Origin of the sequence: Rhodococcus sp. T7 (genome assembly GCF_009872365.1) — a bacterium.
Taxonomy (GTDB): domain Bacteria; phylum Actinomycetota; class Actinomycetes; order Mycobacteriales; family Mycobacteriaceae; genus Rhodococcus_F.
This window is the reverse complement of record NZ_WXYH01000350.1, coordinates 26816-48106: the sequence shown is the minus strand read 5'-3', so window position 1 is coordinate 48106 and position 21291 is coordinate 26816. Positions and strand designations below refer to the sequence as shown.

The following is a 21291-nucleotide window of genomic DNA, read 5'->3' as shown; positions in this document are numbered from 1 at the left end:
GTGGCGGGCGTCGAGCAACAGTTGCGCGACGGCGGTGCGCCGGTGGCGGTAGACCCGGCACGGGCGGCCGTGCACGATGTCGTCGGTGGTCTCCCGGCTCCACCGGAAACCGTCGGCGGTGGGGTCGGTGTGGTCGTCCACTGTGGTCGAGGGTGTGTTCATCAGGTGTGGTCCGTTTCGTGCGGTTGCGCAGGGGGCGGGAGGCTCAGGCGGGAGGTGCGGGCAGGGTGTCGGGGGCGGGTGCCGCGAACTGCGGGGCACGGCGTTCGGCCATGGCGGCGACGCCTTCCTTGAAATCGGGCTGCCGCATGAACTGCTCGATGAGAGCTTTCGAATCCTCCACGGCGGTGCCGACGTTCGAGTGCAGGAGCTCGGCGTAGATCTGGCGTTTGGCGCCCGTCGCCGAGGCCGGGGACACCTGGGTGGCGATGTAGTCGGCGACCTCGTAGACCGTGCCCAGGAAGTGCTCGTCCCGCGGGTGCACGCCGTTGAGGAAACCCATCCGCAGGAGTTCTTCGGAGCGCAGGATGCGTCCGGTGATGAGGATGTCGGCGGCGTTCGCCAATCCGACGATGCGGGGCAGCAGCCAGGCCAGACCGTACTCGGCGGGCAGTCCCAGGCGCGGGGTCGCGGTGGTGAACTTGGCGCCCTCGACGGCGTAGCGGAGGTCGCAGTACCCGGCCAGGGCGACCGCGATACCGGCGCACGGTCCGTTGATGGCGGCGATCAGCGGGACGCGCAGGCCCCACATCCACACCAGGTCGTGGTCGAACTCGGGGTTGACCCCGTGGCCGGGGCGGGCGAAGTCGGGCTTGTTGACGGTGTCGGCATACTTTTCCTCGGTCTCGGTGTAGAAGTCGAGCGCCTTGGCGTCGGCGCCGACGCAGAACTGGTCGCCACCGCCGGTCAGGACCACGACCCGGACGGTGGGATCGGCGTCGAGGGTTGCCATCGTCCAGCGCAGTTCCGCATTCATGCGGGAGGTCCAGGAGTTGCCGCGGCCGGGCCGGTCGAGCCACACCGTGGCGACGCCGTTGTCGCGGATTTCGTAGCGGGTGACCTTCAGATCCATGATGATTCCCTCTCGCGGGTGGAAGTGGCCGACCATGAACTGGTCAGACCCTGGTGTGTGTTGCCGGCGCTCGGTGTCCAATGTGTTCGAGCAAGGTGCGCAGGCTGTGCAGCGCATCACCGATCGGCACCTCGGCACCGAAGCGCAGGGTGAACTCGGTGAGCAGATCCATCAGCGAACGCATCATCGTCGCGATGATCGGGTTCTGAGTGGCTCCGCCTATGAGGCAATGAAATTCGATGATCGTCCGAGGCCACCTCGGCTGGACTTGCCGAACTGTGTTCACCCCGGGACGAGTACTGCTTTCACGATTTTTCCGGACTCGGCGTCGTCGATGGCTTGGTTGATCTCGTCGAGGGAGTACGTGGTGATCAGCCGGTCCGCCGGAAATCGGCCCTGCCGGTGGAGGTCGAGCAGAACAGGGATGAACTTGTCAGGCCGGGTGTCACCCATCGCCACGCCTGTGATGGTGCGGCCGGTGGAAAGAAGGCGTGTCATATCTGTCGAAAGCGCTGTTCCCCTGGGGCCTACACCGAGAATTGCGCAGGTCCCGGTGGGAGCCAGACAGTCGATTGCCTGTGCTGCCACCGCTGGTACCGCGCTCGTCTCCACGCTGTAGTTCACACCCGACGGCGCGACAGCGCGGAGGGCCTGCGTGACGTCTCTTCCAGCCGAGGCGTCGATAGTGTGTGTAGCACCTAGTTCCTGCGCCAAGTCCAGCCGAGAAGGATGGACATCGACAGCGATGATGGTGGTACACCCGACGACCTTGGCTGCCATGACAGCCGCTAGTCCCACAGCTCCGGCACCGAAGACGGCGATGCTGGACCCCACTGGTGGAGCCAGTCTGTTCATGACGGTTCCGGCGCCTGTTTGCAGTCCGCACGCCAGCGGGCCTGCCACAATGAGGTCCGCGTCCGCGCCGACCTTGACCACATTGCGTTCGGTCGCAATCGCATGAGAGGCGAAGGACGACTGCGCGAAGAAGAATCCGTGGACAGAACCGTCTCCGTGTAGAGCATTGGTCCCGTCCGGTCTGCTCCCGCCCGTCGTCCACGTCGCGTGGTCGACGCAGTAGGCCGGGTGCCCGCTTGCGCAGTAGTGGCATTCGCCGCAGTGCCAGTAGGTCATTACGACGTGATCCCCGGGGGCGACCTTGGTGACCGATTTGCCCACGGCGCGGACGATGCCGGCACCCTCATGTCCGAGGACGATCGGCAACGGCACAGGCATCCACTGGTTTCGGACTGCGACATCGGTGTGGCAGAGCCCGACGGCCGACACCTCGACGAGTACCTCATCGGATCGTGGGTCGTCGAGCGTCAGGTCCTCGAGGGATAGCGGTGCCTCCTTCTCTCTCGCCACGGCGGCACGGATCCGCAACATGCTTACTCCTTCCGATGAGGGGCAGAACCTGAAGTGTGGCCGACCTACTGCTTGTGTAGCCAGTGGTCGCTCGCGTAGATGGACTTGTACTCGGTGTACGCCTCCAGTGCTTCGGGGCCGAGCTCGCGGCCGAGGCCGCTGTCCTTCATCCCACCGAACGGCGCGCCGGGGTCGAGGGTGTAGTAGTTGATCCCGAACGAGCCAGTCCGTACGCGTCGAGCGATCTCGAGCCCGCGAGTCTCGTCTTGTGTCCAGACCGAGCCGCCCAGTCCGTAGTTGCTGTCGTTGGCGATCCGGACTGCGTCGTCGTCTCCGTCATAGGGGATCACGACGATGACGGGGCCGAAGACTTCCTCCCGGGCGATGGGATCCGAGTTCGAGACACCGGCAAACACGGTCGGTTCGACGAACCACCCACGCTCCTGATCAGCTGGCCTGCCGCCCCCCGTCACGAGCACGGCTCCTCCCGAACGCGCACCATCGATGTGGGCCAGCACCCGCGAGCGGTGCACGGCACTCACCATCGGACCGCAGGTCACCGTTGGATCCAACGGATTTCCGATCACGAGGTTGCGCGCATGGTCGGCGACAGCATCGACGATTTCGTCATATCGACTGCGCGGAGCGAGGATTCGGGATTGCAGCGCGCAAATTTGGCCGTTGTTGCGGAAACTCGAATCCGGCAGGCCGGCGACGAAGACATCCAGGTCGGCGTCGTCAAGGACGATCGATGCCGATTTGCCTCCGAGTTCCAATGTGCACGGTCGGATCAACCGACCGCACTCGGCACCGATTGCTCGCCCCGCCACCGTGGAACCAGTGAACGCAATCTTGTCGACGGAAGGGTGTGAGACGAGTGCAGCACCGGCATCGCGATCGCCCGGCACAATGTTGAGTACCCCACCGGGAATACCGGCCGCGCTCGCCGCTTCCCCGAACACGAAGGCATCCAGCGAGGTTTCGGGTGAGGGCTTGAGGACGACAGTGCACCCCATGGCGAGTGCGGGCGCGATCTTCATGACCGCCAGCGTCTGCGGAGAATTCCACGGCGTGATCGCACCCACCACACCAACCGGCTCGCGGCGGACGATGGTCGAACCCCGCTGACTGGCCCGGACGTCCTCGATCTCCGCGTCCGCCACCAAGTTGGCGTACATCCGAAGCGTCGCCGCAGGTGCGGATCCATTGGCCACCCGCGAGAGCGTGATCGGCATACCGTTCTCTCGGCTGACCAGGGTGGCAGTGTCGTCTGCGCGTGCCTCGAGTTCGTCGGCGAAGCCGAGCAGCAGCGAGGCGCGTTCGGTCGCACCCATGCGACCCCAGGGGCCGTCGTCCAGAGCGTGTCGTGCCGACTCCACCGCCCGCCCGATGTCACGGCGGTTTCCCAGGGGAGCCCAGCCGATCGACTCCTCGGTGGCGGCCTCGATCACCTCCACCGAATCCGTGCTGTCGGTCGGCACCCACTGGCCGTCGACATAGAGGGACTTGTGCTCGATCACCGGTAACCCTCCAGCAGCGCGCCGATCGGCATCGCGTCGTCCCGGGTGAATCCAGCCTGACGGAACCAGGAGGACTCGCGTTCGACCTGCCGCGCGGCGAGACTCGCCATGAGAGCAGTGGCGGATGAATCTCCTCCGGCGCGCCGGCCGCTCAGTTGCTGATAGAGCTGCTCGGTGAGCACCTTCATCCGCCGCGTCTTTTCGGTGATCACGTGAAGCGGTGTTGCTGCCTCCGTGGCACTTGGTCCGTCCTCGTTCAGGATGTCGATGACCTCGCGCTCGTCCGACGCGATCATCTGGGCGAACTCAGTAAGGGTCGTCCGGTAGTCCTGATACTCGACCACCGCGTATCGATATTCGTGTTCGTGGCATTCGATCAGGGACCCGAGGGTGGCATCGATCAAGAGAACCTGCTCGTGGGCGAAATGTGCGCTTTCGGGCAGTGCGGGTACGACGGTCTCGGTGAGCCGGCGTCGAATCGCTTCAAGTTGCTGAGTAACGGTCGGAATCATGCGGAAACTCCAGATACGAGTCGGTTGAGTTCTTTCGAGAAGTACGCGCCCAGGCCCGGATAGATGAAGTTGTACATGACATCGAGCTGGGTCATCCTGAGGTCTGCATTGCGTGGGGCCGTTCCGATCAGCGAGATCACTGACCAGTAGAGGGCATAGACCATGTAGTAGTTCAGGCGATCTCGGTCGACTGTGAGCCCCGAGATCCGCTCGTAGTCTGCAATGAATTGCTCTGTTTCAACCAGACCTGAATTGAGGAACTCTCCTGATTCCCCCGCCGAACCCCATGCGGGGAGCATGGCGTATGCAAGATCGGAATGGCGGTCACCTAGATAGCAGAGTTCCCAGTCGATTACGGACTTGATCTCGCCGCTGTGTTCGTCGAAGAGGAAGTTCCCGTTTCGGTAGTCACCGTGCAGCAACGACACTCGATCGACAGGTGGCCGATTCCGCCAGAGCCACTCCCGAGTAAGTGTGATCGTCGGATGGGGTTCGAAGGAATCCTCGTCCCATGCCCGGTCCCAGAAGGTCAACCGCCAGTCCAGTGCTTGGGTTGTCTGGGCCCTCGGAATGTCGAATCCCTCGAGGTCCGCTTCGGACCAGTCGTAGGCGTGCAGGTGGGCGAGGTGTTCAACGAACTGGGGCGCGAGCAATTTCTGCAGCCTCGGGCCGTACACCGTCCCTAGCCCGGTGGCCAGGGGCACGGCATCGGTTGGTGCAGAAACGCCCTCGACGAAGCTGGTGATCATCGCGGGTGAGCCGAAGTCGTCCGAGCCCGGGGATATCCAGTGTGCCGTCGGAACCGGCAGCGCCGACTTCACGGCGTTCAGCATGGAGAACTCACGCTGGACATTCGTCTCACAGCAAGCGCCGTGGGACTTGATCCGGAGTACGAGACGCTCGGATCCTCCGCCACGGGACAGGCGGAACGAGTAGCACTCGTTGGCACCGCCACCGGACAACTGAACGACGTCGGTGACTTCGAACTCCTCATCGAGGCGGTTGCGGAGGAAACGAGTAATTCGTACCTCGGCCTCTTCGGGGGTGATCCCGGCCCGACTTCGTGGGCCCAGGGTGCGGCGGCGCGCCCGAGCGTCGAGTAACTCGTGCAGGTTTCTTTCGATTGCATCGGCACCGGGCGCGTCGTTGCCGTAGCGAAGACCCGTCGGCGGTTCGGTCGTGAGTTTCACAGAATTTCTCCTCATTGGTATGAAAGGGGCGAGGTCAGACTTCGTCCAAGCTCCGGTTCGAAGTATTCATTCCGAAGAATCCCATCGTGATCGCGAATATCAGAGCGCAGACCGCCATGTAGGCGAAGACGGGGGCGAATCCGAAGCCGTTGTAGATACCGGCTACGAGAAATCCCTGCGCTAGTCCGGCAACGCGCCCCATCCCGTTTCCAATCCCCGCACCCAGGCCGCGAAGATTGGTCGGGAAAATTTCCGGCGCATAGGTATAGAGAACCGACAGTGCGACGTATGAGAACGCGGTCAACAGAAACCCTGAGATGACAATCAGGGTCAGATTGTCCACGACAGCGAAGACAAGAAGGAATACCGCGACAAGCACCATGCTGATCGCGCCCACCCGGCGGCGTTCAAATTTGTCGATGATGGGGTACGCCAAGAAGGAACCGGGGACGCTTGCCAGCGACACCATGAACGCTATGTGCAGGGCTTGCGTTTGAGCGAGCCCGCGCTCGACGAGGAGGGTCGCTACCCATCCGTTGAAGCCGTAGTTGATCAAGATGAAGCAGATCATGCAGACGGAGAGAACGATCAGACGACCAAGATACTTACGAGAGAACAACTCCGACACCCGGCCGGTCGGAACCGGTTCAGCTACGACAACATCGGGGAGCTCTCCTCCGGTCTTGCGGCGCGCCTCGTCCTCGAGCTTGGCGATCAGCGTCTCGGCTTCGGCCTTTCGTCCGTTATCGATCTGCCATCGCACCGACTCGGGGAGGATGCGCATGCCGATCAGGCTTCCGATGATTCCCAGGCCTCCGACAACGAATACCCACCGCCACATGCCGGGGCCCATTGCTATGACGATGCTGGAAATTCCTGCGACTGCCGGAATTCCTATACAGCCGAAACCGAGGAGGAGGGCTTGATAGCGACCCCGCAGATGCTTCGGGTACATTTCGCTGACAAATACAAGCAATACTCCGGTCATCGCCTGGAGGCCCACTCCCGTGAGGACTCGGAAGGCACCGAGAAAAATTACATTTGGCGAGAGGGCCGCCGCCAAGGAGAAAACCGAGTAGAAGACTACAGCCGATAGTATTATTTTCCGCCGACCCAGCCGGTCGGCCAGTCTTCCTCCTAGCACTGCACCGATCATCATTCCTACAAAGGTGACAGACGAGAGAAGCCCGATTGTGGAGATGGATAGTCCCCATTCGGCCCGTAGTGCCGGCGCCGTGTAGCCGAGCATTGCGGCGTCCAGTGTGTCGAAGAAGAAGAAGAAGGCAAGGAGAACCATCCACTTTTTGTGTGTGGCGGTCGCGAGCGGAAGTCGATCAATTCGGGCTTTGAGAATGGCGGTCGAGTCTTGCTGCCAGGAGGTCGAAGTAGTCATAGCGCCTTCATGCATCCTTATCCGGGTCCGATCTGGGGTGATCCGTTCCTCGGGTCCTCCTGACGAGGTCCCGGTTGTTCAGCGACATTTGCAGGCCCTGAACGTCACTTGACTGAGTAGTGGCCTTCCCGTTGCGCGAAGGCGTTCTTGGTGCCGCTCCGACGGCGCTCTCGTAGGAAGTTGAATTCGTCCTCTTCGAACCTGAGATTCGTGCCCAGGGTGTGACCGGCATACCCGCGCGCGAACTGTTCACTTCCGCCCAGACTCTCCATCGCCTGCTGCCACATGGCCCGTCCGGTCACCAAGGCATCTCTGGGATGCTGGGCGATCCGCTCGGCCCATGCTTGGACGGTGCCCTCGAGGTCGGCCTCCGGCACCGACCGGTTCACCGTCCCGAATCGCTCCGCATCTTGGCCATCGAATTCGTCTCCGAGCAGAAGGATCTCGCGGGCCCGCTTCGGACCATACTTCAGGATCTGGGTGTTCAGATGCCAGGTGTTTCCGGCCAATCCCAGTCGTTGCTCGGCATGACTGAATCGGGCAGTGTCCGCGGCGATGGCGAGATCGACCAGTTCCACGAGGTACATCCCCGCACCGGTGCACACACCGTGGACCTGCGCGATGACCGGCTTGAGCGAGAAGTGGAACGCCTTGTAGTTCTCCCCCAGTTTGCGATCTCGCGACAGCCGAGAGCGTTGGCTCGGCCGGCGCGGCTTCGATCCGTCAACACCCGGTTCGAGTCCGTAGGACTTGGCGGCGTCGTTGTAGTCGTGTCCGGAGCAGAAGGACCGTCCATTTCCTTTGAGGACGATGACCTTGACGTCGTCGTCGTCCTCCAACTCGTGCAGTTTCTCGACCAGCAGATCGAGATCGGCGAACCGGAGTGCGTTGTGCTTCTCGGGACGGTTCATGACGAGTCGGGCGACCGGCCCCTCGCGCTCCACCAGGATGGCAGTGCTCATCGTTTGGATCCTTTCATCGGCATGTTGGGAGTCGGTTGGATCGAGGTGAGGATCTCCGCCGCCTCGTCAACCATCCGAGGCAGGTATTCCGCGACATCGACAACGTCGGAGATTCCGCTGGCCACCTGCCCCATCAGTACAAGTCCGTTGTCGGTGTCGCCCTCCATTTGGGCTCGACGCATTGCGGCGATCTTCTCGGCCGGGGTGACGGTTCCGGACCGCATCTTCTCCGCGGCCGAGTTGCGCAGCATCCGGCACGGCCCGAAGACGCCGTCGATCAACAGGTCGTCACCTTCCTGTGCTGCGACGAGGGCGTCTCGGTAGGCGGGGTGCCATTCGGTGTTGTCGGTGGTCGCAGCAAATCGGGTACCGAGAGCGACGGCATCGGCGCCGAGACAGAGGGCGGCGGCCAACCCGCGGCCGTCTCGCACGCCGCCGGTGAGCACCACGGGCACATCAACCGCCGCGGCGACGTTCGGAACGAGCACGAAGGTGTGCATACCGCTCGCCGGTGCGTGCCCACCCATCTCCGAACCAGCGGCAATGACGACGTCGACGCCGGCCTCGACGGCCTTCACTGCATGCCGCGTGGCACCCACCTTGTGCTGGTGGACCATGCCCTCCTCGTGGATTCTCGCAGTCAGGCCGGCGGGGAACCCTGCAGAGGTGGTCAGAACGCGCAAGCGGCTTTCGACCCCGGCATCGGCCCGTCGTGCCGCGAACACCGCGTCGAGATAGATGCGCGCAAACGTCGCGATTCCACCGTTACGGTCGTGGCCCACAGGAATGTTCACCGCGAACGGGGCCGAGGTGCGGGTCGCGCAGTCCTCGATGCTGCGGCGCAGTTCGGCCGCGGCGGCGTGAAGGTCGCCGTCCGTTCCGGGCACGCTCACCGTGCCCAGACCGCCCGCGTTCGACACCGCCGCGGCCAGTCTGGTGGTGCTGAAGGGACCCATTCCTTCCTGAATCACCGGATGCCGAATCCCGACCAGATCGGTGTAGCGGTTGGCGAGGGGACCGCGCACGTTGTCGCTCATCATGTGCCTTTCGCATCGATGCCGCCACGGCTGAGGGTGTGATGGCCCGTGCCGGAAGGGTTGAACCGTCCACGCCGCACCATCGCCACCCTGCGTCACTGCCGTTCGCCGATCGCAAATAACTTCGTGACACGAATCATAGTTCCCGTACTATTACGCTTGATGCGTTCGCTGTCAAGAGGGCGTAGACGGACCGCCGATGGACTTACCAACCCGAGGAGACACACAGGTGACGCTGATGGATAGTGAACCCAATTCCGAGGCTGACCAGCTGTCCATTCCAGGCCTACTGAGCCGGAACCCTGCCGCCCTCGATTCCGCGGAGATCGCAGCGGCGAGCCGCCCCCCGCTGACCATGATCGGCAATCGGCTGCGGGAAACGAACGCCAATGCCCCCCTCGGCCCCGCCCAAAGCTTGGTATTGAGCCAGCTCACAGCCGCAGATTCGATGCCGATCACCGAACTGGCGGCCGCCGATGGCCGCGCAATCTCGACCATGACCGAAATCGTCGGTCGATTGGCCAAGGCCGGATGGGTCGAGAAGCGCGAGGGTATCGAGGATCGCCGCCAGGTGCGCGTCGCGATCACCACGGAGGGCCGGCGGATTCTCGAAGAGAACCAACAGTTGCGCAACCAAACTCTCGCCGGGCGCATCGCCAACCTGGCCGATCACGAACGCGTCGCACTCGCCGCCGCACTCCCCGCCCTGTGGAAGATCGCCGACATCGATCCTCACTTGTGGCCACGAGTCCATGGGCGCACCACCAAGCGCCCCCGCCGACAGGCGCAACCCACTCGGCCGGAGTAACGCGCGTCAGAATTTAGTTCGCCCCCCTTGACAGTTACGGCGATCACACTCACTCTTGAAAAATGGTTCGCGTAACGAAGCAATTATGTGAGATCTCCACACCGCCCCGTCCACTTGATTGGCTGTCCGGCATCCGGGTCGTCGAGGTCTCGACGGGGGTCGCGGGTCCGCTGACCGGCCGTATCCTCGCCGAACTCGGCGCCGACGTGATCAAAGTCGAATCCCGCGCCAAATTGGACGTCAACCGAGTGCGGGTGCCACGAGAGGAGATGTCGGGTCTCGCCGACCCCGAGACGTTGCAACTGGAGGGCTTCGGCCTACTCCACGAGGCAAGTGCCAGCAAGCGCAGCGTCACCTTGAACCTGAAGACCGAGGCCGGGCGCGAGCTGTTCCTGCATCTCCTTAGCGAAGCCGACGTCTTCGTCCAGAACTTCGCACCCGGTTGGCTCGAACGACTCGGCCTGTCCGTCGACGACCTGCTGCACCAGTGTCCACGCCTGGTGGTGTTGTCGGCCACGGGCTACGGCCAGGACGGTCCGCTGTGCCAGCAACGCGCCTACGCACCGATCATGAGTTCGCTCGCCGGACTGGAGGGCGTGATCGGTTACGAGGACGGCGCGGTCGTCGGAGCGTCGGCAACCGCGATGGCCGACCTCAACTGTTCGTTCTATGGCGCCTACCTCGTGCTCGCCGCCCTCAATGGACGCACCGAGACCGGTGGAGGACGGCACCTCGATCTCTCCCAGACCGAGGCGTGCGTCGCGCTGCTCGGCGAGGCCATGGTCGAGTACGCGACCACGGGAAAGGTGCCGGGCCCTACCGGAAATTCCGGCCCGACCGGTAGCCGCGAAGTGGTGCCCTGCAAAGACGGCCGGTGGGCAGTCGTTGACGACGCACCGGAAGGCAGCGAACTCCTCGACCGCGATGAATTGGTGACGCGCCTCCACTCGGCAGGAAGCGTCGCGACGCCTGTACTGACCCCGCAAGAGGTTCTGCAGGATCCAGGCTTCCGCGACCGCGGACTCTTCCAGCAAGTCGACCATCCCGTTCTCGGCGAGTTGACGACAACCAGCATTCCGTGGCACCTCGACGGATCCGTTCCTGGTGTCCGCTCGTCCTCCCCGCTACTAGGGGTGGACACCGAGGACGTGATGACCCGGCTTCTCGGTGTCACCTCGGAAGAGTTCGACCGTCTGACCACCGAAGGAGCGTTTCACTGATGTACGACTCGATGGCCGGAATCACCGTCATTGAACTCGCAGGCAGTCAGGCTGCGGCCTTCGCCGGAAAACTGCTCGCCGACGTCGGCGCTACCGTCGTGCGGTTCGGAATCTCCGATCCCGACCCATATCTCGACGCCCGAAAACTTGTGAGCACCAGCCCGGTCACCGACCTACTCGCCGGCGCCGAGGTACTCCTCACCGACCTCGATGACGAGGGCTTGACAAACCACGGCGTGACCCTCGACGGACTGCGTCACGATCACCCTGCACTCGTCGTCACCGCCCTGTCACCGTTGGGCCGCACCGGACACCGAGCAAGCTGGAACGCCGACGAGATCGCCATGCAAGCGATGTCCGGGCTGATGCACGTCACCGGTTATCCGGACCGCGAGCCACTCGCCGCTCCGTACGGGCTGGGGGCCCTGCAGTTGGGGATCAGTGGCGCGGGAGCCACCTGTGCGGCGGTGTTCCGTGCCCGCCGATCCGGCATCGGCGCGATGGTCGAAATCAGCGGCGCCGAAGTGCTCGCTTCGTACGTACGCATCTACGGTGCCGTCGGCGAATATTACGGAATCGAGCTCAACAGAGCCGGCCATCGAGCCCCCGGCTCCGGGGGGCGCTATCCGTTCGGGATCTTCCCCTGCAAGGACGGACATGTCGCACTCATCGCCAGGACTGCCGCCGAGTGGGACCGGTTCGTCGCGATGATGGGTTCTCCGGAGTGGGCCTCCCTTCCCCGATATACCGATGCCCGGGCAATGGCAATGGACTACCCGGACGAAGTGGACGGGCTTGTCGTCCCCTGGTTGCAACGTCACACCCGCAATGAACTTCTCGAACTAGCCCAACAGCACAAGGTTCCGATGGCACCCGTGCGCCGCGTGGACGAACTCACCGACGACATCCAGATGCAGTACCGGAACTTCTTCGAAACCACCACCCTCGCAGACGGCACCCCCGCCACGGTGCCCGGCCGGCCGTGGGTCGAATCGATGTAGATCTTCCGATTTCGGTCAGCAATCAGCTCCGCTCGGAATGCATTGTGTCTGATGGTCGAACTCGACCTCATTGCGAGGCCAGGGGGTGACTCCAAGGAGCTCTTTCGAATAGCGGTCCTCCCTAATCCTGGGTGCTTCAGCCACCACCTCAGTCGCACGAAACGTTCGCCTCAGAATCGCCGTTCACGGATAACAGATCGATATCAATCTTCTTGTAGCAGAATGAGATAGGGGAATCAGATGACAAGTGGTGCACGACTCGCCGGCAAGGTCGCCCTCATTACCGGTGCCGCTCGCGGACAGGGGCGCGCGCATGCACTCCGGCTCGCCAACGAAGGTGCTGACATCATCGCTGTCGACGTGTGTGCGGACTACGCAACCACGGCATATCCGATGGCTACGGAGAGAGATCTGGAGAGCACAGCCGAACAGGTCCGAAGCGTCGGCCGACAGGTCGCAACCTATACCGCCGATGTTCGCGATCGGGAACAGCTCGCGGCGGCGATCGACGGTGGGGTTGGTCAGCTCGGTCGACTCGACATTGTCGTTGCCAATGCAGGAATCTGCATCCTCGACTCCTGGGATGCGGTAACTCCCGAGGCTTGGAACGACACGATCGGCACAAACCTCACCGGCGCATGGAACACCATGTCCATGTCTGCGCAGCACTTGATCTCCGCTGGTGGTGGCTCGATCATCGCCACAGGCTCCACCTGCGGCGTCAGAGGTGTTCCCTTCTTCGCCCCCTATGTCGCATCGAAGCACGGCTTGGTCGGTGTGGTGAAGACTCTCGCCAACGAACTCGCTCAATACAACGTCCGAGCGAACGTAGTCCACCCGGCGGGTGTGTCGACAGATCTGACCCAGGGGCTCGCACGTATCGGCGAGCTGATTGAGACGAATCCGCACCTCGCTGGGACGTTTGTCAATGCCTTGCCGGTCGAGAGGCTCGAATCGAACGACATCAGTAACGCGGTCCTATTCCTTGCCTCCGACGAGGCTCGATTCGTAACTGGCACAGAATTGGTTGTAGATGCCGGAAACACGAACTTTTGAATTAGATTCGAAATCAGCATGTTTCGACGACGCCGTCGAGAAGCCGGGCGCGGAACACCCGAAAGAAATGTTCTACACAGACATTGCATTGAACAAAGTTTCTGTTGACTCTCATGGTTCGTCGACATACCGTGATTTGCGTAACGTCTACGGACGTCGTTCTCTGCCAACATCTCCGGCCCCTGCCCTCGCATCCGTCGGGAGGATTCGTCTCGGGTGCTGGATGTTGCTACCAGACAATCAAGGAGTTCTTCATGTCGTTGGATCGTCAATTCCTGTTCATCGGTGGCGAATGGGTGGAGCCGCGCGCGTCCGGACGGATCGATGTCATCAACGCAACAACCGAAGACGTCCTGGGTACCGTGCCCGAGGCCTGTGAATCCGACGTCGACCATGCGGTGAATTCAGCACGCACGGCATTCGAATCAGGTTGGGGACAGAGCGATCCGTCGGTGCGCGCTGACGTACTCGACCGATTCGCCGATGCGTTGGAGAAGCGTGGCCCGGAGTTGACACGACTCGTCAGTCAGCAGAACGGAATGCCTCATGACCTGAGTGAGCAGTTCGAGGGCAGTTATGTCATCGCGGTGTTCCGATACTATGCGGAGCTCACCAGGAAGATGCAGTTCGAAGAGCTACGTCCGTCTCCGCTCGGCTTCTCGACTGCGGTACGCCGGCACCCGGTCGGCGTCGTGGCCGGCATCGTGCCCTGGAACTACCCTGTGCTGCTTGCCGCGACGAAGATCGCACCTGCGTTAGCGGCGGGCTGCACCATCGTGATCAAGCCGTCACCGGGTACGGTCCTGGACAGCTTCGTGCTCGCCGAAGCCGCGAGAGAGGCACAGATTCCCGACGGCGTCGTGAATTGGGTGCCCGGCGGTCGCGAGCTCGGCGCGTACCTGGTGTCTCACCCAGGCGTGGACAAGGTCGCGTTCACGGGTTCCACCGGCGCGGGACGCGCGATCGGTGAGGTGTGTGGACGGCTGCTTCGGCCAGTCAGCCTCGAGCTCGGAGGCAAGTCGGCAGCAATCATTCTCGACGATGCGGACCTCGGCAGTGTGACCGAGGGCCTGATGGGTGCCTCACTTCCGAACAACGGGCAGACGTGCATGGCGTGCACACGCATCCTCGCCCCCAGTAGTCGGTACGACGAGGTCGTCGACGCGATTGCGACATGGGCCTCGTCCCTCACCGTAGGTGATCCTCTGGAATCCGGCACACAGATCGGGCCGCTCGCATCGAAGGAGCACCGCGATCGTGTCGAGCGTTACATCGCGTTGGGCCGCGACAGCGGCGCGCGCGTTGTCGCGGGCGGCGGTCGTCCCGCAACTCATCCCCGTGGCTGGTTTGTCGAGCCCACTGTCTTCGCCAATGTCACGAACAGCGAGGTTATCGCCCGAGACGAAATCTTCGGGCCGGTTCTTGCCATCCTGAAGTACGACGGCGAAGACGATGCCGTCCGGATCGCGAACGACTCCGACTACGGCCTCGGCGGAACCGTCTGGTCTGCAGATCACGAACGAGCGCTGGAGGTCGCGCGCCGAGTCGACACCGGCACGCTCGGCATCAACGGCTACGTCCTCGACTACAACGCGCCGTTCGGTGGTGTGAAGTCCAGCGGTCTCGGCCGCGAGTTCGGTCCTGAGGCAATCGCCGGATACCAGCAGCTCAAGTCCATCTACCAGGCGGGATGAGCATCGCCATCGCTTTCGCCCAAACCACAGAAAGAGATCCATCATGCGTATCACCGCCGCAGTCGCACGCGAGGCCGAAAAGCCCTTCCTCATGGAAGAAGTCGAACTCGACGACCCCCTCCCCGGCGAGGTCTTGGTTGAAGTGCACGCCTCGGGTCTGTGCCACACCGATATCGGAGTCCGCAATCAGTGGATGCCGATTCCATTGCCTCTCGTCCTAGGGCATGAAGGCGCCGGCGTCGTCAAGGCGGTCGGCGAGGGCGTCACGAAGGTGGCACCCGGCGACAAAGTGGTAATGACCTTCGACTCTTGCGGCTCATGCGTCATGTGCAGTCGCGGACTTCCCAGCTACTGCCGAGAGTTTGCTCAGCGCAACACCAGCGGCGGCCGCCCTGATGGGACCAACGCACTTCACGGCGACGGTGACCTTCACGGTGCGTTCTTCAGTCAGTCCTCATTCGCTACTTACGCGATCGCCACTGATCGGAATGTGGTCAGGCTGGATGACGACGTCGACCTCGCGATCGTCGGACCACTCGGCTGCGGAATTCAGACAGGCGCCGGCACCGTCATCAATCGCCTCGCGCCCAGTGCCGGTTCGAGCCTGGTTGTGTTCGGCGCCGGCGCGGTCGGTCTGTCCGCCCTCATGGCCGCGAAAGTGGTCGGTTGCACCAAGATCATCGCAGTCGACCGCGTACCAGCCCGCCTCGAATTGGCGACCGAGCTCGGCGCCACCCACGTCCTCGATGCGACGACAACTCCGGATATGGTCGCAGCAATTCAACAGATCACCGGTTTGGGTGCGGATTACGCCATCGATACGACCGCGGTGACCAGCGTGGTCAGACAGGCGGTGAGCGCGCTCGCACCGACCGGAACGTGCGCCATCCTCGGTTTTGGACCGGCAGGGACGGACGTCGCTGTCGACATGATCGAGCTCCTCACCGCCGGGCGCACGATCGTCGGAGTCACCGAGGGCGATGCTCGACCGGACGAATTCATCCCGAAACTGATCGACCTGCACCGCCGGGGCCAGTTCCCCTTCGAGAAGATGATCGACTTTTACGATTTCGCCGACATCAATCAGGCGGCCGACGACTCCGACTCGGGCAAGACCATCAAACCTGTCCTCAAGATGAAGTGAACGCGGCTCGCCAGGAGAAGAGGGCACCCTCACGTGCGGCAACGAATTCGAACGGCTGGTGCTGCGAAGCGGCAATCGCACGCGAATTCGACCTGCCCGGTGCGAGCTAGTCCCGTACTGCCAGTTCCTTGGCTGAGTGGAGAGGATTCTCGGAGAAACAGGGCCGGTTCCTCGCGGCACTTGCCCGAACCGCTGCATTTCCAAGGCCAGTCGGACTGACACCGTCCTGCACCCGTCTGGCTGACTGTGCTAACCGGGAATCCCGGAGAAACGGATAATCGATGCCCCCCATTGCACTCGACGTGCGTGACGAAGTTGCCCAGGCGACAGTCCGACCATTCCATTGGCGCCTGATTGTTCTCATCTCGCTCGGACTCGTGATCGATGGCATCAATAATCTGGTGCCCTCGTTCGTCCTCCCGTTTGTCAGGGAGCCCTGGAATCTCTCCGGCGGCCAGAGCGGTATGCTCGTCTCGTCCGGCCTTATCGGTGTTTCATTCGGTGCGCTCCTTCACGGGCCAATTGCAGATCGCTTCGGTCGACGACCAACATTTATCGCCGGAATGGCAATCTCGGGCATCCTCAGTGTTGCCACAAGTGCAATTGCCGATTCCTTCGAGGTGTTTGTCGCGCTGCGGATCGTCACCGGTTTGAGCATCGGAATGCTCCTTCCCCTCGGAATCGCTTATCTCAATGAGACGATGCCGATCCGGTCTCGCCATCGTCTCACCATCCTGTCCGCCACTGGCTTCTCTCTGGGTGGTGTTCTCGCAGGCGTCCTCGGCATCGCACTGACGTCTGCGGTTGGATGGCAGTCGTTGTTCTATCTCGGCGGAATCATGGTCCTACTCGCACCGATCTACTTTTTCGCACTGCCGGAATCCCCAGAGTTCCTGGTCGCTCAGGGAAGGACGGAGAAAGCCTTTGCGATCCTCGCGCGGATGCGTCCCGAAAACGTGGACGCCTACCAGCAGTCGACTTTGGTGGTGGGACGACAGGAAGATGCTGTCCCACAGGACTGGCGACTTCCGCTCAGTCGGCCATACCGGACCCACACCCTTTTCCTCTGGGGAGCAGTGTTCTTACTGATGTTTGCCGCCTACGGACTGACCGCATGGACTCCGACGCTGATGATTGACCGCGGGCTCGGGATCAACACAGCATTCGTCTTGGGGTCGACGTTGCAGTGCATGGCGATCGCGGGCGGACTTCTCGGAGCATTCTTCGCGGACAAGAGTATGGGCGCAGGGCATTTGGTGATGCTGTGGTGCGTGCTCGGCGCAGGCTCGTCAGTGGGCGTCGCTCTATCGGGTCCCGTGACACTCGTCGTGATTACGGTGATGGCCGCCGGACTCTTTATTCAAGGCGCACTGTGGGTGCTCTTCAGCGTCTGCGCCCAGTCCTACCCCGTCGAAGCCAGGAGTACTGGCGAGGGTTTGATGTTCGGGGTCGGCTACTGGGGCGGAGTTCTCGGTCCGTTCATTGCCGGCACTATTCTGAGTGCGTTGGGCAGCGACAACCTCATCTATTTCGTGGTTGCCGGCGCGACCGCGTTGGCGATAGTGTGCGTCCGCCAACTGAGCGACACGCGTCACTCGGTGGAGGGCGCCGCCCACGTGCCGGCACTGCCTCCTTCGGTCGATGTACCCGAACGCTCCGCGCCGGCCGACACGATCGGACTGTAGCTCGCGCCATACCCGGGAAGGTGTCCAACCTGACGGAGGGCACATCTTCTCCTACGCGTCGACGAGCGACGAGCGGGTCAGAAGCCGCCGCTGCTGCTCCTCGAGGCCCCGGCCGCGTGCCACGTGCGCTCCAGGCTGCCCGAGATCGTCCGCGTGTACCGCACCGGTGAGTCGCCGCGCCGACCTGCGACAATCCGCATCTTGCCAACCTTCCCGGGGATAGTTATGGTCAGACCTATGACATAGATGTTCGATCGTCCTTACTCCGACGAGATGGGTCGGCTGTGCGCTGCGCCGCAGGGCCGAGGTACACATGACTGCACACTTGCCCGCGAATTCCCCGCATCTACGTCTACTCGACGACATTCTCATCCGCACTGCCACGCAGGCCGGATTCGAAACGGCGAGCATCCTGGTGGAAGACGGTGCCCGTGGAGTATTCATCCCCCTCCCCCACAACGGGTCTCATTCATCGCCCCTTCGCGTGCTACCCGAAGACCCGCTTGTTCGCCGGGCGTTGGCATCCACGGAGCCGATCGTCGCGTCCGACAGAGCCCTGACGCACGTCTCCCCGCGCGAAACTGATTTCGCCCGGGTAGTTCTGCTTCGCGTGTCCGATCCCGGATCGTCGCCTGTCCGCCTTCTTCTCCTCGGCGATTCACGGCCGGGAGTCGAGTTCACCACCCAACACTCCACCGCACTGCTCGCGCTCCGCCCACTTGTCGATTCAGCAGCGCTCACCGTCCTCGACGCCGAGGAACAACGACGTCGCCGGCGGGACCTCGAGCACGGCAGATTGCTCGCCGACGAGCGTGCCGCGGTCGTCGAGCGACTCGACGATGCCGTTGCCACCGCCGACACCATGTCCGCGATCGTCCGAGTCTGCGCGGAGTTGACGGGCAAAGCCGTAGTTCTGTTCGACCTGCGGGAGCGAATGATCACCGCCGCGGGCCCACATTCCGCAGGACGAGTCTCGATGCCCTCGCTCGGAACAATCCTCCGTTCATACCCTCCGGACGCGACTGTGGGACCGAAACCCATCGTTTTGTCTGCCGGACCGGCGACAGATCTTGTCCGCCGCAAGATCGTCACCCCGATTGTGGAGCGTGGTGAGCTCTTCGGATGGCTGGTGCTCGATGAGCATCCCACGCCGCTGCGCCCCACCGATGAGTACACCGCGGCTCGCAGTGCACGCCGTATCGGCTCCCAGTTCTTGATTCAACGGCGCATTGCTCGTGTCGCGTGGAACGCCAAGTCTGCTCTTACCCGACAACTCGTCGATGGAACGGGTGTCCAGGAGGATCTCGCCGCGAGCGGTGAGTATCTGGGCGTGAACACGGAGGCCCAGCGTGTACTCGTTTTCATACAGGTGCCGGACGGGGAGGCCGAAGGTCTCGACCATGCCATGGTCGAACATCTGGAGAATTCCCTTGGCGTCGAGGTGCTGTCGACTCGAGGATCGGAGGGGCTGCTTCTGCTGGTGGAGTCCTCGGACGATGTCGGATCGGTGGTGTCAGTGTCGCGGGTCAAGACCGCGGTCGCACAGGCGACTGCCGAATTGTGCCCGCCGCCAGGACTGATCGCCGGCGTGTCGTCGGTGTGCGAACCGGCTGCGTTCTCCCGTGCGTACCGTGAGGCACGCGAAGTCGTGAAATGTATGGACCGTTTCTCGGAACGGTCGACGCACCGAATTCTCTCGGTCGACGATCTTGGGCCGGCTCGTGTATTTCTGGCGAACGGTGACGTTGCGGCCCTGCGACATTACGCCGACGATGTCCTCGGCCCCATCCTGGTCGACGATCCCGGCTGCGCCGACTTACTGCGCACTCTGCAGTGCTGGTTCGACACCGGTCGCAGCCCACGCGGTGCCGCACACCAGCTCGGCGTGCACGAGAACACGGTGCGGCTACGCCTCTCGCGCGTTCGGGCCATGATCGGCCTCGACGTCGTGGGAAATGCAGCGGACCAATTGAGCATCCAGACCGCACTTCTCGTACTTCGCTTTCAGGGCCACCCCGCACTCGCCGTCCTCGACCGACGCGAGGAGGGCGAGATGGGTCTCGACCACGCCGTCGGAGACCGCACTGGCACTGCCGTCTCACCACCAGGGTGCGACCGCATTCGGCCGGGAGCGAACCGGCCGAATGCGGGATAAGCCGTCTTCACCCCGGTCCGCATTCTTTCCGCGCAGGATCAACTGGTACGCCGATGCCACCATCGCCAACGTGATGTGCCGGTACCACGGCCGGTACCCCCGGACTTGATAGTCCGAGAGCCCGGACTCGAGGCGCGCCGATCGAACGCATTCGTCGATTGCCCGCCGACCGTCTGCAATGCGAGCAAGCTCCGACAGGATGCTGCCGATCGGACCGAAGCACAGGTGATAGCTGACATCGGACGGGTCGGTGATCGATCGACCGGCGAGCAGCCAGTTCCCGTGTTGCCGTCCCGATCTGTACAGGTCCACCGCCGCCCAGTCCCGGACACGAAGACCTGCGACATCGTCGAGGTGACTGAGACGGTGCCACACCGATTCCGACAGTTCGTCGATCACCTCCGATGCAGGACGGACCTGCAGGTTTGCAGTGGCAACCCGGCACTCGCCTGGAACCTCGACCACATGCGGCACGCCGCGTTCCTCCAGCCAACTCCGCAGTTGCTCCGACCGTCCATGGCAAACACCGGCCGTCACCCACCCGAACGGCACATCCGCGTCGAGAGCCCGACCGATCATCACCTGAGCCAGCTCTGACGGGCTCCGGTAACCCACCGAGTCGTCGACACCAGCCCCGCGACATCGACCCCTGTTGTCCGTCCACTCTTGCGGTAGGTAGAGCTCGCGGTCGATCAGGCCACATCCCGCTTCGGACGCGTACGCCAGAAAGACACCGATTTGAGCGTTCTCGTGTCTCCCGGTTTCCTCCGAGATCCTGGTGGTCACCCCGGCGGATCGACTCCCTCGCTTCAGAAAAGGCGTCTGACCCACTATCAACCGCCCCTGCCAGATGTCGCCGATCGCCCCGACAACCACCTCACGCACGTCGTCACGGACGCCGTCTTCGTCCCACGTCGCCGCGTTCAACAACCGCTGCATGCCTTCCGGGCCGGCCTCACCCGCCGATTCGGCCTGGACCCACCCGTTCTTGCGTTCGCCGCCGCTCACCAACCCGCGGATGTAGGCCGACATTCGTCGACGCGGTTCGACACGGAGGAATCGGTGCGCGAAGTGGGCGCAGAAGACAGCGAGCCCCGGCGACAGATCGCGGCCCCCGATATCGGCGGCCGATCTGGCTCGATTCCCGTTGTTTGTCACAATATGTCGTTGTAGTACATCGTGAGCAGTTCCGGAAGTCCCCCCGTTTACAGTGACTGTGGTCACCGATATGGGCGAAATTGTGCTCTCGCTCACCACGGGAATCGCGAGACACCTGTACTTCGGCAATAATCGTCGATCTTCGGGCCTATTCCAGAACATGCCCACTACCAGATCACCCACGGATGAACCACCGTGCTTCAGCACATCGCTGTCGGACCGGACAGTCTGCGCGCACCCGTCATGTCAGCCGCAACCTGGCATGTCATTGTCCTCCACCCCGGAGCGTTCTTATGGTTCGCGGTGACGTCGTCACTTC

Annotated in this window: 20 protein-coding genes; 9 read left to right on the top strand and 11 right to left on the bottom strand. The window is 62.9% G+C overall.

The genetic code is table 11. The features are described 5' to 3' along the window. Positions 1–205: 205 nt before the first annotated feature. The 6 genes from MLGJGCBP_RS34560 to MLGJGCBP_RS34540 form a co-directional block, all read right to left on the bottom strand. Complete coding sequence (locus tag MLGJGCBP_RS34560) at positions 206–1072, bottom strand: enoyl-CoA hydratase-related protein (protein ID WP_160101446.1); 867 nt, start codon at positions 1070–1072, stop codon at positions 206–208. A gap of 43 nt (positions 1073–1115) precedes the next feature. After that, positions 1116–1244, bottom strand: coding sequence for a hypothetical protein (locus MLGJGCBP_RS53325; protein WP_268960798.1), 129 nt, complete (start codon positions 1242–1244; stop codon positions 1116–1118). Between the two features lie 110 nt (positions 1245–1354). After that, the gene (locus tag MLGJGCBP_RS34555) at positions 1355–2458 is read right to left on the bottom strand and encodes an NAD(P)-dependent alcohol dehydrogenase (RefSeq protein WP_328799660.1); all 1104 of its coding nucleotides are present in this window, start codon (positions 2456–2458) and stop codon (positions 1355–1357) included. Between the two features lie 44 nt (positions 2459–2502). After that, the gene (locus MLGJGCBP_RS34550) at positions 2503–3957 is read right to left on the bottom strand and encodes an aldehyde dehydrogenase (RefSeq protein ID WP_160101444.1); all 1455 of its coding nucleotides are present in this window, start codon (positions 3955–3957) and stop codon (positions 2503–2505) included. Beyond that, a complete protein-coding gene (locus MLGJGCBP_RS34545) occupies positions 3954–4469 on the bottom strand; it encodes a hypothetical protein (RefSeq protein ID WP_160101442.1) in 516 nt (171 codons plus the stop codon). Before MLGJGCBP_RS34545 ends, MLGJGCBP_RS34550 begins: the two co-directional genes overlap by 4 nt. Beyond that, on the bottom strand, positions 4466–5431 hold the full coding sequence (locus MLGJGCBP_RS34540) for a phosphotransferase family protein (RefSeq protein ID WP_236581539.1): 966 nt from the start codon (positions 5429–5431) through the stop codon (positions 4466–4468). Before MLGJGCBP_RS34540 ends, MLGJGCBP_RS34545 begins: the two co-directional genes overlap by 4 nt. Here MLGJGCBP_RS34540 and MLGJGCBP_RS52260 point away from each other — a divergent pair. Next, on the top strand, positions 5342–5572 hold the full coding sequence (locus MLGJGCBP_RS52260; protein ID WP_236581540.1) for a hypothetical protein: 231 nt from the start codon (positions 5342–5344) through the stop codon (positions 5570–5572). The two genes, MLGJGCBP_RS34540 and MLGJGCBP_RS52260, sit on opposite strands and share 90 nt — an antisense overlap. Positions 5573–5693: 121 nt before the next feature. Here the strand turns inward: MLGJGCBP_RS52260 and MLGJGCBP_RS34535 are convergent, their stop codons facing one another. The 3 genes from MLGJGCBP_RS34535 to MLGJGCBP_RS34525 form a co-directional block, all read right to left on the bottom strand. After that, positions 5694–7052 carry an MFS transporter gene (locus MLGJGCBP_RS34535; protein ID WP_160101438.1) on the bottom strand — a complete coding sequence of 453 codons (1359 nt, stop codon included), beginning with the start codon at positions 7050–7052 and terminating at the stop codon, positions 5694–5696. A 104-nt stretch (positions 7053–7156) separates the two neighbouring features. Beyond that, entirely contained in the window at positions 7157–8014 is an 858-nt protein-coding gene (locus MLGJGCBP_RS34530) for an enoyl-CoA hydratase/isomerase family protein (protein ID WP_160101436.1), read from the bottom strand. Beyond that, the gene (locus tag MLGJGCBP_RS34525) at positions 8011–9054 is read right to left on the bottom strand and encodes an NAD(P)H-dependent flavin oxidoreductase (RefSeq protein WP_236581538.1); all 1044 of its coding nucleotides are present in this window, start codon (positions 9052–9054) and stop codon (positions 8011–8013) included. Before MLGJGCBP_RS34525 ends, MLGJGCBP_RS34530 begins: the two co-directional genes overlap by 4 nt. A gap of 235 nt (positions 9055–9289) precedes the next feature. On the opposite strand from MLGJGCBP_RS34525, the gene MLGJGCBP_RS34520 reads away from it, so the two are divergent. The 7 genes from MLGJGCBP_RS34520 (at position 9290) to MLGJGCBP_RS34490 (ending at position 17659) form a co-directional block, all read left to right on the top strand. Next, positions 9290–9859 (top strand): MarR family transcriptional regulator, encoded by a 570-nt coding sequence (locus MLGJGCBP_RS34520; protein ID WP_160101432.1) that lies wholly within the window; start codon positions 9290–9292, stop codon positions 9857–9859. 62 nt (positions 9860–9921) lie between these two features. Beyond that, positions 9922–11079, top strand: coding sequence for a CaiB/BaiF CoA transferase family protein (locus tag MLGJGCBP_RS34515; protein WP_160101430.1), 1158 nt, complete (start codon positions 9922–9924; stop codon positions 11077–11079). Next, positions 11079–12080 carry a CoA transferase gene (locus MLGJGCBP_RS34510; protein ID WP_160101428.1) on the top strand — a complete coding sequence of 334 codons (1002 nt, stop codon included), beginning with the start codon at positions 11079–11081 and terminating at the stop codon, positions 12078–12080. Before MLGJGCBP_RS34515 ends, MLGJGCBP_RS34510 begins: the two co-directional genes overlap by 1 nt. 240 nt (positions 12081–12320) lie before the next feature. Then, positions 12321–13136, top strand: coding sequence for a mycofactocin-coupled SDR family oxidoreductase (locus tag MLGJGCBP_RS34505; protein ID WP_160101426.1), 816 nt, complete (start codon positions 12321–12323; stop codon positions 13134–13136). Between the two features lie 254 nt (positions 13137–13390). After that, positions 13391–14830: an aldehyde dehydrogenase gene (locus MLGJGCBP_RS34500; RefSeq protein ID WP_160101424.1), complete on the top strand. Its 1440-nt coding sequence runs from the start codon at positions 13391–13393 to the stop codon at positions 14828–14830. Between the two features lie 43 nt (positions 14831–14873). After that, positions 14874–15974 (top strand): NAD(P)-dependent alcohol dehydrogenase, encoded by a 1101-nt coding sequence (locus MLGJGCBP_RS34495; RefSeq protein WP_160101422.1) that lies wholly within the window; start codon positions 14874–14876, stop codon positions 15972–15974. Between the two features lie 281 nt (positions 15975–16255). Further along, a complete protein-coding gene (locus tag MLGJGCBP_RS34490) occupies positions 16256–17659 on the top strand; it encodes an MFS transporter (RefSeq protein WP_160101420.1) in 1404 nt (467 codons plus the stop codon). Positions 17660–17736: 77 nt separating this feature from the next. Here MLGJGCBP_RS34490 and MLGJGCBP_RS53320 read toward each other — a convergent pair whose 3' ends face one another. Beyond that, complete coding sequence (locus tag MLGJGCBP_RS53320) at positions 17737–17859, bottom strand: hypothetical protein (protein ID WP_268960797.1); 123 nt, start codon at positions 17857–17859, stop codon at positions 17737–17739. A gap of 113 nt (positions 17860–17972) precedes the next feature. Here MLGJGCBP_RS53320 and MLGJGCBP_RS34485 point away from each other — a divergent pair, with 113 nt between their 5' ends. Further along, positions 17973–19814: a PucR family transcriptional regulator gene (locus MLGJGCBP_RS34485; protein ID WP_160101418.1), complete on the top strand. Its 1842-nt coding sequence runs from the start codon at positions 17973–17975 to the stop codon at positions 19812–19814. On the opposite strand, the gene MLGJGCBP_RS34480 is transcribed toward MLGJGCBP_RS34485, so the two are convergent. After that, a complete protein-coding gene (locus tag MLGJGCBP_RS34480) occupies positions 19758–20933 on the bottom strand; it encodes an IS701 family transposase (RefSeq protein ID WP_160101452.1) in 1176 nt (391 codons plus the stop codon). The two genes, MLGJGCBP_RS34485 and MLGJGCBP_RS34480, sit on opposite strands and share 57 nt — an antisense overlap. Positions 20934–21291: the final 358 nt, after the last annotated feature.